Annotated in this window: 14 protein-coding genes and 1 tRNA gene; 11 read left to right on the forward strand and 4 right to left on the reverse strand. The window is 56.7% G+C overall.

Annotated elements, in window-relative coordinates; all coding sequences use genetic code 11:
• Positions 1-25: 25 nt before the first annotated feature.
• A complete protein-coding gene (locus AC5DDB_RS27790; RefSeq protein ID WP_491743036.1) occupies positions 26-622 on the reverse strand; it encodes an ACT domain-containing protein in 597 nt (198 codons plus the stop codon).
• A gap of 276 nt (positions 623-898) precedes the next feature.
• Between AC5DDB_RS27790 and AC5DDB_RS27795 the strand changes: the two genes are divergently transcribed.
• Positions 899-1,996, forward strand: coding sequence for an AI-2E family transporter (locus tag AC5DDB_RS27795; protein ID WP_491743037.1), 1,098 nt, complete (start codon positions 899-901; stop codon positions 1,994-1,996).
• A gap of 151 nt (positions 1,997-2,147) precedes the next feature.
• Positions 2,148-2,220, forward strand: a tRNA-Cys gene (locus AC5DDB_RS27800).
• 659 nt (positions 2,221-2,879) lie between these two features.
• Here AC5DDB_RS27800 and AC5DDB_RS27805 read toward each other — a convergent pair.
• Both AC5DDB_RS27805 and AC5DDB_RS27810 read right to left on the reverse strand, forming a co-directional pair.
• Positions 2,880-4,418, reverse strand: coding sequence for a sulfatase-like hydrolase/transferase (locus AC5DDB_RS27805; protein ID WP_491743038.1), 1,539 nt, complete (start codon positions 4,416-4,418; stop codon positions 2,880-2,882).
• Positions 4,419-4,421: 3 nt separating this feature from the next.
• Positions 4,422-6,764: a sulfatase-like hydrolase/transferase gene (locus AC5DDB_RS27810; RefSeq protein ID WP_491743039.1), complete on the reverse strand. Its 2,343-nt coding sequence runs from the start codon at positions 6,762-6,764 to the stop codon at positions 4,422-4,424.
• A 214-nt stretch (positions 6,765-6,978) separates the two neighbouring features.
• Here AC5DDB_RS27810 and AC5DDB_RS27815 point away from each other — a divergent pair, with 214 nt between their 5' ends.
• Positions 6,979-8,130 carry a tyrosine-type recombinase/integrase gene (locus AC5DDB_RS27815; protein ID WP_491743040.1) on the forward strand — a complete coding sequence of 384 codons (1,152 nt, stop codon included), beginning with the start codon at positions 6,979-6,981 and terminating at the stop codon, positions 8,128-8,130.
• An 84-nt stretch (positions 8,131-8,214) separates the two neighbouring features.
• Here AC5DDB_RS27815 and AC5DDB_RS27820 read toward each other — a convergent pair whose 3' ends face one another.
• Complete coding sequence (locus tag AC5DDB_RS27820; protein ID WP_491743041.1) at positions 8,215-8,520, reverse strand: DNA-binding protein; 306 nt, start codon at positions 8,518-8,520, stop codon at positions 8,215-8,217.
• A 224-nt stretch (positions 8,521-8,744) separates the two neighbouring features.
• On the opposite strand from AC5DDB_RS27820, the gene AC5DDB_RS27825 reads away from it, so the two are divergent.
• From AC5DDB_RS27825 to AC5DDB_RS27860, 8 genes are all read left to right on the forward strand, one after another.
• Positions 8,745-10,205 (forward strand): hypothetical protein, encoded by a 1,461-nt coding sequence (locus AC5DDB_RS27825; protein ID WP_491743042.1) that lies wholly within the window; start codon positions 8,745-8,747, stop codon positions 10,203-10,205.
• Between the two features lie 279 nt (positions 10,206-10,484).
• Positions 10,485-11,069, forward strand: a complete 585-nt coding sequence (locus tag AC5DDB_RS27830) for a hypothetical protein (protein ID WP_491743043.1) — start codon at positions 10,485-10,487, stop codon at positions 11,067-11,069.
• A 200-nt stretch (positions 11,070-11,269) separates the two neighbouring features.
• A complete protein-coding gene (locus AC5DDB_RS27835; RefSeq protein WP_491743044.1) occupies positions 11,270-13,330 on the forward strand; it encodes a recombinase family protein in 2,061 nt (686 codons plus the stop codon).
• A 609-nt stretch (positions 13,331-13,939) separates the two neighbouring features.
• A complete protein-coding gene (locus AC5DDB_RS27840) occupies positions 13,940-14,524 on the forward strand; it encodes a hypothetical protein (protein ID WP_491743045.1) in 585 nt (194 codons plus the stop codon).
• Between the two features lie 34 nt (positions 14,525-14,558).
• Positions 14,559-14,927 carry a DUF1257 domain-containing protein gene (locus tag AC5DDB_RS27845; RefSeq protein WP_491743046.1) on the forward strand — a complete coding sequence of 123 codons (369 nt, stop codon included), beginning with the start codon at positions 14,559-14,561 and terminating at the stop codon, positions 14,925-14,927.
• Positions 14,924-15,118, forward strand: a complete 195-nt coding sequence (locus tag AC5DDB_RS27850) for a DUF2997 domain-containing protein (protein ID WP_491743047.1) — start codon at positions 14,924-14,926, stop codon at positions 15,116-15,118. The genes AC5DDB_RS27845 and AC5DDB_RS27850 overlap by 4 nt, the downstream gene beginning before the upstream one ends.
• Before the next feature lie 51 nt (positions 15,119-15,169).
• Entirely contained in the window at positions 15,170-15,778 is a 609-nt protein-coding gene (locus AC5DDB_RS27855; protein WP_491743048.1) for an ATP-dependent endonuclease, read from the forward strand.
• A gap of 57 nt (positions 15,779-15,835) precedes the next feature.
• The gene (locus AC5DDB_RS27860) at positions 15,836-16,753 is read left to right on the forward strand and encodes an AAA family ATPase (protein ID WP_491743049.1); all 918 of its coding nucleotides are present in this window, start codon (positions 15,836-15,838) and stop codon (positions 16,751-16,753) included.
• Positions 16,754-16,793: the final 40 nt, after the last annotated feature.

Below are 16,793 nucleotides of genomic sequence, written 5' to 3' on the forward strand. Positions count from 1 at the left end.
GGGAAATGCTTGGACAATCTCAACTTCAGTCAATCGCAGAAAGGTCTGCCATAAACATGTTTGTCCGTTGATAGATCGCGGAATCTTCGAGCTCGATTTCCTGAAGTGCAACGCCGTCCATCTTTCCTTCTTCACCGAGACACATCAAATCGGCTTGAAGTAGATCGATATCCACTTTCGGCGGCACGGCAATTTCCATCAAGAAGCGAAACCCTTCCCCTTGTGCGGTACTGACGGCGTGCATATTGCAAATGTCGATCTGATCTTGAGCCAAACGAGAGGACACGCGTCGCATGACCTCCGGCTCGTTGTGCCCCCGCATCGTCAGCCAAAACCGTTGAAGTTTACTGCAGGCGTCATCTTGCAGATGCTCATCCAACGGATCTTTCAAAGTCACATCCACCGAGTACGGACGACAGACATCGCGAATATGGTCCAATACAATTTGTGGATCTCGCTCCGCCGGAAAGTCGGCGGCGATGATCATTGTAAAGAACTTTTGCACGACCGTTTGACGGATTTCCTGCAAATCGCCACTCAATTCAGCGAGGGCGTTAGAAACCCCTGCCAAAATACCGACTCGATTAGCGGCGGTCAGGGTAATTATGAGACGTCGTGGCATGGCACTCATCCATGAAATCAATCGTAAAGGATGATTCGTGTTGTTGAATCGCAAATTGAATTGGAAACAAGGTTCGCCCGAGTTACGGAATTTTCGCCGAGAAAGCGATTCGAGCGATCATATTGAAGTAGAAGGCAAGTGGTGAGAATCTTGAAGTGCGGTCGAGTATAAACACCCTTTCACAGGATTTCCACTAAAAAATTTATCGGAAGCACGTTTGTGACTGTTCAAAAGTCTGCCGAAAGCCAGAACTCTCCGATCTCGAAGTCGACGACAATGCAGTGGACGTCACTCGCCATTGTGACGACGCTCATCGTGTGTTTGGGGGTCATGTTCTTTCGCGTGATCGCCCCGTTTCTTCTTTCCATGTTTCTGGCAGGAGTTTTGGCCGTTATTTGCCAACCCCTGTACCGTGCACTCGGTCGCAGAATGCACGGCCGTACGCGGTTGGCCGCCGGAATCGCGACTGGGATCGTCTTGCTCGTCGTGCTGATTCCAGTGCTGGTGAGCGTGTTCTTGATCACCATCAAACTCGGCAGCTTCGTTTCAGGAGCTATCCAGGATGAATCATTCCGCGAATGGTCACAGACTTTAGAACAGCAAATTGACGGTGAACGCGTAGCGGCACAGCTCAACACGATTTTAGGGACGACTTGGGAGGCCGACGACATCGAAGGAGAGGTTCAAAAGACCTTACGGTCCGCTGCAAAATGGTTGTCGCAACAGACTTCCGGAATCGTCGGAACCGCAATCGGTGTCGTCGGTGCACTAGTTGCCGCCGTCGTTCAGCTGGCGATTTTTATTATCGCGTTTTACTACTTCCTAGCAGACGGCGACACCTTCCGAAAAGCAGCAGAGAAGCTGATCCCCTTGCAAAAATCCCATCAAGAACAGCTGATCACAAAGTTCAACACCACGACCCGAGCAATTGCAACCGGTACATTTCTCGCGGCTATTGCTCAAGGCTTCGTTGCTGCGATTATGGTTGTGACATTCGGTTTCCGCCCGTTCCTACTGATATTCCCGCTCGCAGCATTCTGTTCACTGATTCCTCTCGTGGGTACGGCTCTTGTCTGGGGCCCCTGTGTTGTCTGGCTGTTCTTGATCGGCAATTTCTGGCAAGCAATCGCCATGTGGATCATTGGAGTGGCAATTGTGGGCTCGGTCGATAACCTCGTCCGTGTCTTCGTGTTACAAACGAACGCCAGACTCCACCCGCTGTTGGGGTTTGTCTGCGTCCTTGGCGGAATTCAGGTCATGGGACTATGGGGAGTCTTCATCGGCCCCCTGCTCGCATCGATCCTGCACGCCTTGATCCAGATCTTCAACACAGAACTCCACCTCCTCTCAGCCCGAGCGGAGTCCAGCGAGTAAATATCCGTCGGCGGACCAGCATCGGTTCGATAGGTCTTGACCAGACGGAACACGACTACTACGATTTGCCAGAAGGAAATCGAAAAATTCGAGAAATCGATTCAATCCAACGACGGTTTCCGCCGATTATTAGTTTCACACAAATCAATCAGGCGCCGTAGCCAAGTGGCCTAAGGCAGCGGATTGCAAATCCGCCATCCCCGGTTCAAATCCGGGCGGCGCCTCTTCAACCGAATTAACCCGTAAGTTCTCATCTGACTGAGACTTGCGGTTTTTTTCTTTGGCAGTTCTCGCCAAATTCAAGCCTGTCGAAAACTCGTTTTTCGGCATAGGACGGCACTGTGGTGCTTCCGTTTTGGTCGAATGGTTGGTCAAACGATTTCCATCAGTTCCCGTCGCCGCTTGGGTTTCCATTCGCTCGGTCGGAACGTGCGGAAGTTTCGAGACCGATTCCGATAGATCGCTAAGCCGCGTGTGCGACTGGCTGTCCCGTTGCCTTCGGGACCGTTGTCGGACGAATAAAAAACGAATGTGTTGTCGCGATAAGGTGAACACACTGAGCATCCGGCATAGCACTGCGTGAACCGCATTTTTTCGCTGGCGAACTTGTCCAGGTTCGGCGACTTGATGAGGGATGGCCTTAGCAGCCAAGATTTCCTCAGCCCTGATCGTCCGTCAGAAACACAATGAAGTTGGGCCATGATGCTTCGTCGGCCACTACAATCGACGGAAGGAAAAGCGATAGAAGGGCAGCAAAAAGGTGATCTGGTTTTATTGTGGATAATCCTCGTGTCTTGTCTGCACTTGTCTTGCCGGGACTTCGCCAGAAGTCTGGATGAAGCAAAGAAATATTGGCGAACCCATTACGCGACACGTTACTGCTTTAGTTTTTGGCTCTGTAATGCGGAGTCCCTTTCAGCCATTCGTAATCCGTATACTGATAATTGTCCTTTGCTGGCTTGCTTTGACCTCCGCCCCACAACGGCTGTTGACTGTTCTCATTCATCCGGATCCATTGCGTCAACATTCTCTCTGCCCGCCTTGGCTCGGCCTTGGAGAGGTCGTTTGACTCAGCCGGGTCTTCCTTGAGATTGAACAATTGCACTTTGCCACGTTGGGCGAGCATCTTGTAATCGCCTTCCCGCAGGACTCCGCTCAGATCTTGCGGGCCGCTTCCGACGTGCCAGTAGAGAACATCGTGTGGAGCCTCCGTCGATTTTCCGGTCATGTAGCCAGCAATGTCCCGCCCGTGCAGACCAGACCTCTTCGGGTCGCCGCCAGCGAGAGCTAATGACGTGGCTCCGATGTCCAGCGATGTCACGGGATGATCCAACACCATTCCCGGCTTGATTCTTGATGGCCAGCGGACGACGAAGGGCACGCGAAGTCCGCCCTCGTAAGCGTTCCCCTTGGCTCCGCGCAGCGGACGGTTGTCACTCGTTCGTCTTAGCCCACCGTGATCGCTCAAGAACCAGACGACGGTGTTGTCGGTCAAGTCCAGGCGGTCGAGCGTCTTCATCAAGCGCCCGATGCCCTGGTCCATCTCGTCAACCATCGCGGCGTAGATGGATCGACTCTTCGCTGGTACGCCGGGCACTTGGGTCATGGATTCGGGAGAATACTTGGCAATCGTTTCTACAGGTGCTTCCAGATACTCGTGAGGGGCGTTGTAGGACACAAAGAGAAAGAATGGCTGTTTGCGATTGTTTTCGACGAAACGGATGGCACCATCGGTCAGCTCGCGCGTCAGGTATTGGTCCCACTGCACCTGTTTGCCGTTGTGTAGCAGCGGCAGCGTGTGGTGCATATCACGCGGACTCCACGGCCTAGTCTTCTTCAGATATTTTCCTTTGTACGACGGATGGTCCAGCGGGTAATACATCAATCCGCCGCCGAGGAAGCCATACCAATCGTCGTATCCCAAGGCACCTGGATGTTGGTGGTCGGCCGTGCCCATATGCCACTTGCCGACACCACCGGTTATGTATCCCTGCTGTTGCATGAGGTGCGCGACGGTCTTCGTTCCCGCCGGTAGCCCCTGTTTCGGATCTAGCGGCTGCGACGCATTTTTGTAGTAGCCGAACGTCGACTGAATGCGGCCAGTGATGAATCCAGCACGCGACGGTCCGCACATGCAACCTGTCACGTACCCCTGCGAGAAACGTGCACCGTCTTTAGCGAGCTGATCGATGTTCGGTGTCGGGATGTCTTTGCAGCCTTGAAAACCAACGTCGGCGTATCCAAGATCATCGGCCATGATGACGATGACATTGGGCTTCTGGCTAACGTAGATGTCCGCGCCACTCGTGATACCCGACGCGATGACAAGCAACAGAAGTGAGAAAGAAAACGCAGGTAGGAAAATGGCACAGGCCGATTCACGTGCAGTTATTCTTCTGAGGAAGACGAATGCTGAAGTCATGTTCTATTCTTGGCTTTCGTGCATCAGCGTTGGTTTTACGCCTAGGCGTAGGAACGAAATGACGGGCGCTTGAGCGATCTGTTCCTGACTGAAAACGACCTTTCGATCGGCGTCTAGGACTTTGATTGTGAATCCGTCCAAACGACTTTCTGTAGCATCCGTTCGATTGTAAACGACGATTTGCTCCACATTCACCATACCGCCCAGATCGACTTCCCACCATGCGTTCGTGCCGCCACTCTCGGTGTGCGAAACCGAATGGTTGTGATAGTTGCCGTCCGTGTTTCCGTCGACTGCGCGGTCGGCGCTGCCGCCGAAACCGATCGAGGACTGCGTCGCACGCATTTTCTGCGCGACGTTTTTCTGTTTCTCGTAGACCGCGACTTCGGCAAGCGACAATACGCGGTTCTTACCCGGAAGCTCGATGCGGACAAACTGACCTCGCACCTCCGGCAGCACGATCGGATTCTTTGAAACCCCTCTCGGTTTAGACTTGGCCTGCTTTCGCGAGGCTGGTACGGAGGGAAGCGAACTGACGGCGCCGTGTGCTCTGATCCGAACTTCTTGAACCGCGCGCATCTTGCCGCCGGTGTGAACCTGAGCTTCCATAAAGCCCGTTCCTTTGGCCAACTTGATATCGGACAGTTCGATTTGTGGGGGGACGCTGTCATATTCCTTGACGATTGTTTTATCCATCCAAATGAACTTCACCGTGGCGGATTGTCCTTGGTGTTGTCGATGCGGAACGATCGTGATGTCGAAGCGATCGATCAGCCCGCGGTTGCTCATTCGCCAGCGGCCATAGTTGGTAGGCCGCCAGCCCGTTTTCTCGCCCCACCAATCTTGCCAGGTGAAACGGAAGTCGAGCTTCTGCTGCGGATCCAAATCGATGGGCGAAGGCATGCCGCCGTCACGCTGCATCTCAGCGGTCACGTCATCGAACCAGGCTTCGTATTCTTGGACGAACGATTTCACCATTTCGGGATGCTTGGCGGCTAAGTTCTGTTTCTCGCCGGGGTCCTGCTGAATGTTGTACAGCTCGAAACCGGTCGGCTCGCCTCGATTGCCAATCGCTTTCCAAGGTCCACGACGGGCCATGCCATTCTTGTATTTGGTGGGGACGTTCCCGCGGTTGTGCTGCATGAAAAGAGTTCGCTGTTCTAGTTGCTGCGTCGCAGCAGACGACTCGCCTTTGAGCAAACCGAGGATACTTTTGCCGTCTACGATCAAGTCGTCGGGCAGAGCGATGCCGCAGGCATCGGCCAGTGTTGGCAGCAAGTCGATGTGCATCGCAGGCGTATTGAATTTCCGACCGCCCTTCAAGACCTCGGGCCATTGGATGACAAACGGTGAACGAATGCCGTTTTCGTAGACGCTGCCCTTTTTGGCTCGCAAGCCGGCGGTGAAGTAGGTCGAGTTCGGGCCATTGTCGCTCATGAAAATCATGATCGTGTTCTCACGCTGGCCCATCTCTTCCACCGCCTTGAGCAGGCGTCCGAAGGCACCGTCGAACTGAGTGATCATCCCGTAGATCGGCGCGACCCAGTTTCGCCCATCGGGATCCTTCAAATTCTGTTTGTCGTAGTCCGCACGAAACTCCTTCGCCACGTCGAATGGCGCGTGGGGAACATTGACCGGCAGGTAACAGAAGAACGGTTGGTCGCCGGAATCCTTCATGAACTGAATGGATTCGTCGATGAAGACGTCCGTGCAGTAGCCTTTGGCTTTTTTGAAGGAGTCGTTGTACTGCAGCATCGGATCCCAATACGTGTTGCCAGGGTAGTCAGCAAATTGCCCGATGCCGCCCCCGCCATGCACGACAGCTTTTTGAAACCCCTGGTCGATGGCCCGCATTGGGTAGTTTTCGCCGAGGTGCCACTTGCCAAAGATGCCGGTGTGATACCCCGCGTTCGCGAAGACTTCCGCGATAGTGGTTTCAGCCGGATTCATGTTGGAACGTCCGATGTAGGTGTCATGTGCACCGGTACGGAAGTGATAACGCCCGGTCATCAGCGATGATCGCGTGGGCGTGCACATCGGCGAAACGTAGAAGTTGGTTAGCTCCGTTCCCTCAGCGGCAAACCGATCCAGGTTGGGCGTTTTGATGACTTTGTTGCCATGGAAGCCAACTTCACCCCAGCCCTGGTCGTCGGCCATGATTAGAACAATGTTTGGTCGAGGGGCTTGTTTTGCTTCAAGTGCTCGCGTATAAAGTAGTTGTGACAGGAAGCCTGTCAGCGGCAAAATCGTCAGTGTAGTTATTCTGTGTAGCAAATGACTTCGGAATAACCGGCGGCGGGGGGGAAACGAGTCTCGATTGGTTGGAGTCATGTGGCGTCCTCTCATTCCGCGGGAATAGTTGTGGCGTCATTCCGCGGGAATAGTTGTGGCGGTCGCGTTGTTTCGATTGTTGTGTGTCTCAAGACCAAGAGGCCACCTGTTCAATCGGGCCCTTGGTGACCAGGAACCAACAAGCGATTCGGTTTGCATTCTCTTCCCCTGAATTTCTCCCGTCAATTCCCAGCGGCAACTGGATTCATCTCGAAAGGACCACGGAGCGATGGCCAGGAAACGAAAACAGCGTCGGCAGCAGCATGGCTCGGCTTGGCACTGGAAGCAGACCGATTGTTGGTACTACACCGAACCGGGAACCAAAAAACGGGTGCCGTTGTTCGATGAACAGGGCGAACGGATTCGTGGTTCGGACAACAAAGAGGCGGCACGTCTCGCGCTGGCTCGCATCCAGGTGGCGGACGAACTCCAGCCACCGACTCCGGCCGCATCCGCCGAGAAGTGGACCGTGGCCAAGGTTTGCGATGTCTATCTGGCTGATCTGCACCGCTCGGCCAATCCCGAGTGGGCCAAGCAGGTCGAGCGGTGGCTCAACGATTTGTGCGGCTACTGCGGCGCGTTGCGGGTCGATGAATTCAAGAAGAAGCATCTGCGGACTTGGTTGCAGCGGCACACCACCTGGAATCATAATTCTCAGCGGAACGTGATCGCTTCGATCAAAGCAGCCTTCAATTTCTGCTGCAAGTTCGACGATCTGGAAGCCAACCCGATCTCCGGTTACGAAAAACCGACGGCCACGCCGCGGGTCACATCCTTCACCCCGGAGGAAGAACAAGCCCTGTACGAAGCGGCTGACGAGGAATTTGGTTTGTTCATCAAAGCCTGTCTGCTCACCGGTGCGCGGCCGTATTCCGAATTGGCCAAAGTTACGGCGGACCACGTCGTGGAAACACCTCAGGGGATGTACTACTTACTCAAGGCCCGCAGTGCCGATGGCAAATCGGGACACAAAACCGGCAAAAAGACCGGCAAGGATCGTCGCATCATGTTATGCGAGGAAATGGAGACGATTACTCGACAGTTGATGGAAGCGGCCCCGCTAGGATCGGGGCTGACGCTGTTCCGTTCCACTCGTGGCCGAGCCTGGAAGCGTTGCAACTGTGTGCAACGCTTCTTGGAACTGAAGAAGAAGCTGGGACTGCCCAAAGACAAGTGCCTGTATACCGCGCGGCATACCTTCGCGAAACGTACCCTTTCGGGCTACTACACCGGCAAGCCGGTGACGATCGAAGTGCTGGCCGGATTGATGGGCAACACACCGGCGGTGGCCTGGCGACATTATGCTCAATGGGCCGATGAGTACAACGATCCGCTGTGGGAGGCACTTGGCAAGACAAAACCAAAGCGAGCGGCTGGTTAGCCATTGCTAAATTCAGCCTCGTTTTGCGGCAAGTAAAGTAGTGGAATCCGCTTAGCTGTTAAGCGCCGTGTCCCTCGGATGCAATCAGTCGTCGGGGCGGCCCAGTTTCGTGGTGACATGCTGAAAGGGAGTCGTTGGACGGACGGGTCGGCGAATGGATCCTGATTTTGGCGAGACGCTCATCAGGGCGAGTAGGCGTTGAATTTCCTGCGGCTCGATTTTGATGCGACCTTGGCCTTTTCGCCCACCCTGATAATAATGAATCGTTGTGGGTTTCCCGCGGATGACGAAGTTGCCCGCATCGGACTGGGAGAGCCAGTCATAGAGCGTCGCTGGGCTGATGCCTAGCCGGCGGGCGGCTTCGTGTGATGTGAGCAGTTCGGTGACCATACCGGGGCCGCAACGTTGCCTGCCGCTATCTCGGGCAGGATGGGTTTATGGATGTCCTCGTCAACGGATTCCCAAGTTAGAAAGGAGCGATCACACGCCGATCACACCGTGTGATCGTTGCTCGAACGGCGAAGCAATCACGACGGATCGATCGGCAATGCCATCGGTTGCCCTACGGCGGCAACCTGTCGTGATGCACATCAACGAAAACAGCGAGAGGCGCGATGGACCGCTTGGAAATTGCCCAACAGAAATATCAGCGGATTGCTCCCGGCCCATTGGGACTCGACGAGCCAAAGTCCGAGGAGCTCGAAGCTTGGCTGCGAGACGACGTGGTGCCTGTGGTCGCCGATCTGCAGCGAAATCCCAAGTTTCGACGTTACGTGAAATTCGGGATCGGTCGACTAGCGGCTGAAACGGACACGCCGGAGCGTTTGCAAGTCGTGGCCGTCTCAGACGCATTGGCCGATCACGCCGCCGCCATCGCGGAAATGGGACGCCAGGACGGCTTCCGTGATTTGATGACGGACCAAACACCGTTGGAAGGATTGAATCAGCGGAAATATGGGGCTTTGTCACCCCAATCCGCGTCCGATGACCCCCATCCCGAGCAGGATCGGCGTTGCATCGCGGAAAAGATGGTGGATCGCCCGTGGTTCGATCTCGTGATGGATCTCGATTTCCCCTGCGTCAACGAACATCTGTTTTTGAAAGTCGATGAGTCCTCATTGGACGAGGCGTTTGTGAAATTTCACCCGAATTTCCCGGTACTTGGGGATGGTGTGACGCGGATGATGTGGGCTCGCATCGATTTTTGGCAGCATCATTTGAACAACGCCGGGAACAAACTGCTCGTTCGCATCGTGCAGACTGAAGGCGATCCAACAGCCGCCTATCCTCGATTCTTTGCAACCAAGTTTCACCTCGACCAATGCTTGGATGAACTCCAGGCCACTTGTTACTCGGGTGACGAGCCGCGAATGCGGGACGCCTGCTGCCTCCTGACGCAGGTCTATATCGTCTACCATCCCCGGCCGGAATTGTCTTGGCTGGGACTGACGGAAGATTGTTACCGAGCCAAGGCCGGCTTGCTGAGCCTGGAATTTCGTCGGCTGTGCGAACTCATCGAATATGACCAGTTGGATGCCCTCACCAGCGGCGAGTCCAGCCGACGACACACCAGCTTGATCGTGATGGACGCCATCCAAAAAGTCCTCGCGGCCTTGGCCGACATCGCCCCCGTGTATCGGCAGGCGTTATCCCCGGACGAGATCATCGAAGAAGCCCGACACCAATACCGTCTGGTCGTTGTCACGAAACCTCGGATGGCATTCTTCGACGGCGTTCTCCTGGATATTGACTGGAATCGGAAGTCCAAACCGTGGGAATTCCTGCTGCATCTGGCGGCCCAGGGAAGCCGTCTGGCCGGTGTCGATCGCTACGCTTTGAGTGGATCACCGTCTCCGCATGGGCTCAGTCAGACCAAGTACCGCTTAAGAAAAATTCTCATGGACATCGACAAATCGCCCGCCGCACCCGGTGCCCAGCTGGCCTCCCGGATTGAGATCACGAAAGAAGGGGAGTTCTATCTGGATCTCGATTCTGGGGAAATCCAGGTACTCCACTTGGAAAATCTCGGCGCGGACGAATGGACTGTCGACACTAGCGAATTTGCGTCGGCTTAAGAGGTGAAAGGATTTCTGACAACGTAGACTCGCCAAAAAATGGAAAAACATTAGGTGTAACCCGTTATCAGTCAATGGCTTGCTAAATCCTGGTGGTTTTTGCGTCACAATAGATGATGGAGAATCTTAGCTGTCGAAGTCTCCCTGCCAGCTCTCTTGATGGCTTCTCTCATGTCGATGCGGACGACTGATCACAGTCTGTGACCGGCATGTGATCGCTGATTTCTAAGCTGCTTCGTGGATCGTTTGGTGATCCTCGTATTCCTCCATGGAGCAGTCATGACAAAGCCCAAATCCCGTTCCCACCGCAAAAGTTGCGACCCGCAACTTTCCCACACGCAGCCGACGGACGACTGGGGCGTCGAGCAACTCGGCCAGTATGCCCAGGCCCGGCACGAGGAAATCTCCGCTGGCGAACAGTCGCTGGCGGTTTCCTATTGGCGGCTTGGCTTGGCATTGAATCTGGCGCGTCGTCAGTTCACTCACGGCCAATGGGCTGGCTTTCTCAGCACGTTGAACATCGATAAAACCCGAGCCTCCAAAGCCCGCGCCATCCAGCGCTCGTTCGAGAGCGAGCAACCGTTGCATGGGCTGTCGGTGCAGGAGGCGTATCGCCGCCGTCAACGTTCCCCTCGGAAGTCGTCACCCCGGACAAAACGCCGACAAAAATTGAACCCTTCGGGGCGGAAGAGTCTGATCTCCGACTGGTTGCTGGATATCTGTCAGCAGGCGGATGGCTACCGGGGCGAAATCGACTTGGCCAGTCCCGAGGAGGCCTCCGCGCTGATTCCCGTCATCGAAAGCGTCGTCGAAGAGCTGAACCGTTTGCGCAACGAACTCCAGCAACGCAGCGATGCTCCTTAGAGCATGTCAACGTGCTCCCGTTCATTTCTTCGAGCGCACCGCCTCTCGCATCTCATTCGAAATCACACGCTGTGATCGCCGTGTGATCGCCGTGTGATCGACGGTTTCTAACTTGGCCCGTGTTTTGTTTCTTGATCGCGCAGCCGGTGAATGTGTGATTCGCCGATGGCTGCGCGGCACAATTTCTAGGAGAGTCTCACATGACTTTTCCCCTACCGACCGCGGGCGGCTCGAATCCCCAACTCGCCCGCAAAGTCCATCAGTGGTGGCTGGAAGCCGCCGCCGCCGCGAACGTCAACCTGGACGGATTCGATCCCGAGGCGCCGTTCCACGCACGGATCACTTGGGCCTTGGAGAAGGGCTTGGTCATCGGCACGATCTATGCCCGCTACAGTAGCAAGCGGCAACATTCGACGGAGGACCAGATTCGCGAGTGCATCATCTGGGCGGCCCGGAATGGCATCTGCGTACCTCCGGAACTGATTTCCATCGACGAGGCCGTCAAGGGAAGACGGGTTCGCCGCGATGGATTGGAACGGATGAAGCAGATTCTCCAAGCCCGCCAAGCCTCGGTGCTGTTGGTGTTCAAAGCTAGTCGTCTGTTTCGGCAAGCCTTCAAGGGCTACCAGTTGATTCAGGAAGAGGTCGTCGAGGAGGGGCTGCGAGCGGTGAGCGTTTCGCAGGGGATCGACACCGCCGACAAGAAAAGCTGGAAAATCCAATTGCAAGCCCATGGCTTGGTCGATGATCTGCTGCTCGATGCGATCGCCGACCATGTCCGGGCCGGACTAACCGGGTTATTCCTCAACGGTTGGACCACGGGGGCATTGGGCGTCGGCTATCGCCGCAAGGAATTGCCGCACGCTCCGCTGACTAACCGGGGACTGCCGCGGACGATGCCGGAAGTCGATCCCGACGTCGCCGACCTGATCCGGCAGCATGCCCGCTGGCTGCTGGAGGAGATGCCGCTCAAGGAGGGTGTGCGGCGTTGGAGTAAGGCGGGCGGACCTTGCGATCCCCGCTCCACCACCGGGCGGATGAGCTACGGAGCTTATCGTCGGCTGTGGGAAAATATCCGTCTGACCGGCCGCTGGGAATTCGGTCGCAAGCGGAATCAGTTTTCGACGAAACTCGATTACGTCAAGCAGGTCGAACAACCCGATGGCGAGGTAGCAATTTTCCAGTGCGACGAATTGCGAATCCTCGATGACGAGACGTTCCTGGCCTTGCAGACTCTGTTGCGTGGCTTGAAAACCGGGCCCCGTGGACCCCGTCAGGCGAAGCAGACGCAGTTGTGGGATTTGACCACGGGACTGTTTTACTGTGCTCACTGCAGCCGGCCGGATGAACCGGTTCGCCTCTATCAAACCGGCGCCAACGGTCAGAGCATGCAGTGCAAGAATGGCGATTTCTGTCCCTGCAAGTCGGCGGTGCGGCGGGAGGACGCCGTGCGGGCTGTGTGCGAGAAACTGACCGAGTTGATCGGCTGCGACGGCGAACTGATCGAAGAGGTCGTCTGTCGAAGCCGCGAGTGGGATGCTCACGGCGACGACGACATTCGTCGGCAGATCGCTGCGGTCGAGAATACCGTCCGCACTCTCAGCCGCCGGGTCGACGACTTGTACGAGTTGTCGGGCCAGGGGTCGGATGCCGATCGCCAGGAGGTTCTCTCGAAAATTCGCTCGGTCCAATCGGAGCGGGCCGCTGCTCAGGTCGAGGCGGCACGGCTCAAAAAAGTGCTGGACGGCACGGCGGCCACGCTGTCGGCGGAAGATGTCCGCGGCCTGTTGGCTGACTTCACCACCTTGCTCCAGGACGGGGCGGCTGGCCGGTTAGGCGAGGAAGCGATCTACAAGGCTCTGAGCGTCTTTCGGAGCTTGACGGGCGGTCGCATCTGGGTCCATGTCGAGCAGCGACCGGGGCGAAAACGAACGAATGTTCGCGGCGTGTTTCGCCCGCAATTGCTCCACGCCGTGCAGACCCAGGGCGACCAAACGCATTTGACCGATCCGCCGCACGAGTCCGAGGTTACCGTCTGGCTTCGTCAGCCGCCGCGTCTGGATGCGATCGCCGAACGGGTTCACAAACTCATCGACATCGAGAAGCAAAGTTACCGCGAGGCGGCCACCACTCTGCAAGCCGAAGGCCACAGTGTCAACTCGGGCAATGTCTGGTACAGCTACCGTCGCTGGTATGAAATGCAGGGACTGCCCGTTCCTGAGCAGCCTTATAACAATGGACAACCGCGAGAATCTCGGTAGTGCCTTGTCAAGGCTTTGATTGCGGGTGCGGGCTGACATATACCGCTCCGTTGTCGCTCGTTGCAATTTGTCCAACCCGAATATTTTAGTTTGACGGTCCAGTAGTCCCAATTTCTGGTCCGATCACCTCTCACAAGCCCCGTCCTGGTGACGGGGCTTTTTTGCTGCGCCACTATGTATCGGCGTCCCGATTTTCTTCTTACTCGGAGCCTACCGATGAACGATCCGCCTGCCAATTCTAACCGTTCCTCGTCGGAACAATCCCCCAAGAGCGACCGCGCCCGGTTGATCGAGGATCTGGCGTTTCTGATCGTCCAGTTTCATCGTTGCCGACGACAGTCGAGAAGTCGAGGCAATCCGCCACCGCAGTCGACCGCAGTCGCCCCGCTCGCGAAATCCAACTCCTGAGTTGTCCATGCGGGCGTGATGCTGCACCACCTTCGGTTCCTGTTCTCTGTTCCTAAAAAGGAGGCGATTCCTTGACCTATGTGATTCTGACATTTGTGTCCATGACGTTGCTGTTGGCCATCCTGGCATTGCTGAAAGAACGCCGCTGGCGGCTGGCCCTGCAACACCTCCTCAAACGCCTGATTGAACGCTGGAGATCCGATGCCTCAACGCAAAATCCACAGGCTGCCGATCGTGCTCCTACTGGCCCTGACGACGATCGGTTGTGAACCCCACGACAACCAACGCTTGGTCGAACTGGCCGAAAAACAGATGGACCGACAAACCGAGCAAAGCCGCCAGGTTTCCGAACTGCAGCGGGAAGTCGCCGAGGGCTCGCGGCGGCTTGTCGAAGCCGATGCCCAGGCCCGTACCGAGATGGTCGCTCTGCAACGGGAGGTCCAAGCCGAGCGGACCGAACTGGGACGGCAGCGGGACTCCTTGGAACAGGAGCGGCGCGAGCTGGCGACCGAGCGGCGGACCGCTCCCGTGATTGCTGCGGCGATCACGCACATTGGCCTCTTGCTGATCTGTACGTTGCCGCTGATTCTCGCCTGGTATCTGCTGCAACGACCTCAGCAGCCGGCCGATGACCAGGCGGTGGCCGAGATCCTACTGGACGATCTGGCGACCGATCGGCCGTTGTTCCAGCCATCCTCTGAAAATCCGCATCGGATCGGCCTCTTGGAACCGGGGGACCACAAACGGTTGCCGCATGATCGCGATTCGTCCAGCGAAACAACCTGACCATCCACACCACCTCATTCATGGAGATTTCTGCATGTCGCACATTGTCGCCATCGAAACTGAAATCCGCGACCTCGCGGCCTTGAAAACCGCCTGCTCTCGCTTGGGTCTACCGGAGCCGGTTTGGGAAACCACCCGCCTCTATAGCGGCACCGCCACCGGCTACTGCGTGCGATTACCCGAGTGGCGATACCCCGTGGTTTGCGATGTCGAGCACGGACAGGTCCAATTCGACAATTTCTCAGGCCGCTGGGGAGCCCAACATGAACTGGACCGTCTGATGCAAGGATATGCGATCGAAAAAACACGAAACGAAGCGTGTCGTCAGGGGCATACGCTCACCGAGCAGCCGCTGGCCGACGGCTCCGTCAAACTGACCATTCAAGTGGGAGAGGGCTCATGAAGATTGTCGAAATCATCATCTCGCCGCAGGGTCAAGCCCGGCTGGAAACCAAGGGCTTTGCCGGTGCGGAGTGTCGGGCGGCCAGCCGCTTGTTGGAAGCGGCTTTGGGCCGCACCACCTCCGAAACGCTGACATCGGAATTCCACGAAACGACTTCCCATCAACAGAACCAACTTCATGAGGAGACCTGACGTATCGATCCCCATCCTCCGACTCCTTCCGAACCACCGAGTGTGGGAACCGTGCGGGTGATCGTCGTGGTGGAAGGCACCAACGATATCGAATTTCTCCGCCGGATTTCTCTGATCCTACGGACCGCTGACCACACACTGCCGCCGCTTGCCGAGATGGAACAACAGGGCGAGTTGATCTTTCTCCCCTTCGGCGGCGGCAGTGTGGCGGCTTTCACGCATCGACTCGCTCCGCTGGGCCAACCCGAGTTTCACCTCTACGACCACGAGTTGCCCCCGGAAACCGAGTATCGCCGTCAGGCCGCCGAGCAGGTCAATCGTCGACCGGGTTGCCAGGCCGTGCTGACCAGCAAACGCAGCTTAGAAAACTACCTGCATCCGCACGCGATCGCGGCGGCGGGAGACATCCCAGTTGCATTTGATGACTTTGATTCCGTCGCGGAGAACGTGGCGAAACGAATCCATCAGCGGGGCCTGGACGACACGCCCTGGGAGCAACTGGCTCCGCGGAGCCGCAAACGTCTGGCCAACCGCGCCAAACGCTGGCTCAACACCCGCGCCGCCGAGCGGATGACGCCCGACTTGCTACATGAGCGAGATCCCCAGGGCGAAGTCCGCTCCTGGCTGCGGGCCATCGACCGCTTGGCAAAACGGTCCTGAAATTCACACAGGCAGTTTGCCTGACTTCTCCATTCCTCAAACCATACGGAGTTTTCCATGACACTTGCGGAACGATTGGCGGAGACCGTCCGTGCCTGCTTTGCCGGCATCTGGATTCAAAGCTGCGAACATGAAGACGCATTACTGGAGATCGCCCGGCTCTGCCGTGATGAGCGGTGGGATCTATTGAACTGGGACATCGATCAAGGGCTCTGGTCCTCGGGATCGTCCGAGAACGCACTGCCGGAAACGACGGGCACCGATCCCTTGGCCGCCGTGCGGGCTTTGGGGACACTCGGGAGCGACGGCGGCGTTTCGCTGCTGGTGCTGTCCAACTTCCATCGCTTCCTGAACTCGGCGGAGATTGTCCAGGCGGTGGTCCGGCAAATTCAACTAGGCAAACACCAGCGGACATTTCTCGTCGTCCTCTCTCCGGTAGTTCAGATTCCCACCGAGCTAGAGAAGCTGTTTGTCTGCCTCGAACATGAACTGCCGACCCGCAACCAAATCACTGAGATCGCTCGAGGAATTGCGACCGAGGATGGGGAACTGCCCGAGGGCGTCGAACTGGAGCGGGTCTTGGATGCGGCGTGTGGGCTGACCCGCTACGAAGCCGAAGGTGCATTCAGCCTCTCGTTGGTCCGGCATGGCTGCGTAGAACCCTCAGCGATTTGGGAACTGAAATCCCAAGCACTGACCAAGAGCGGTTTGCTCTCGCTGCATCGCGGTGGTGAATCGTTCGCGGACTTGGGTGGACTGGCTTCGCTCAAGGCATTTTGCTTGCGAGCGTTGCAGCCACGACTGGGCGAAGCCTCTCGTATCCGACCACGCGGCGTGCTCTTGCTCGGCGTTCCTGGTACAGGCAAAAGTGCTTTTTGCAAAGCGCTCGGCAACGAGACCGGCCGCCCCACCTTGACCCTGGATGTGGGAGCGCTGATGGGCTCGCTCGTTGGACAAACCGAGTGCGCCGTTTAACGGCAAGTTGAATCCCACGCTCAGCGTGGGCAGGTGTGGA

Source organism: Thalassoroseus sp. (assembly GCF_984380535.1).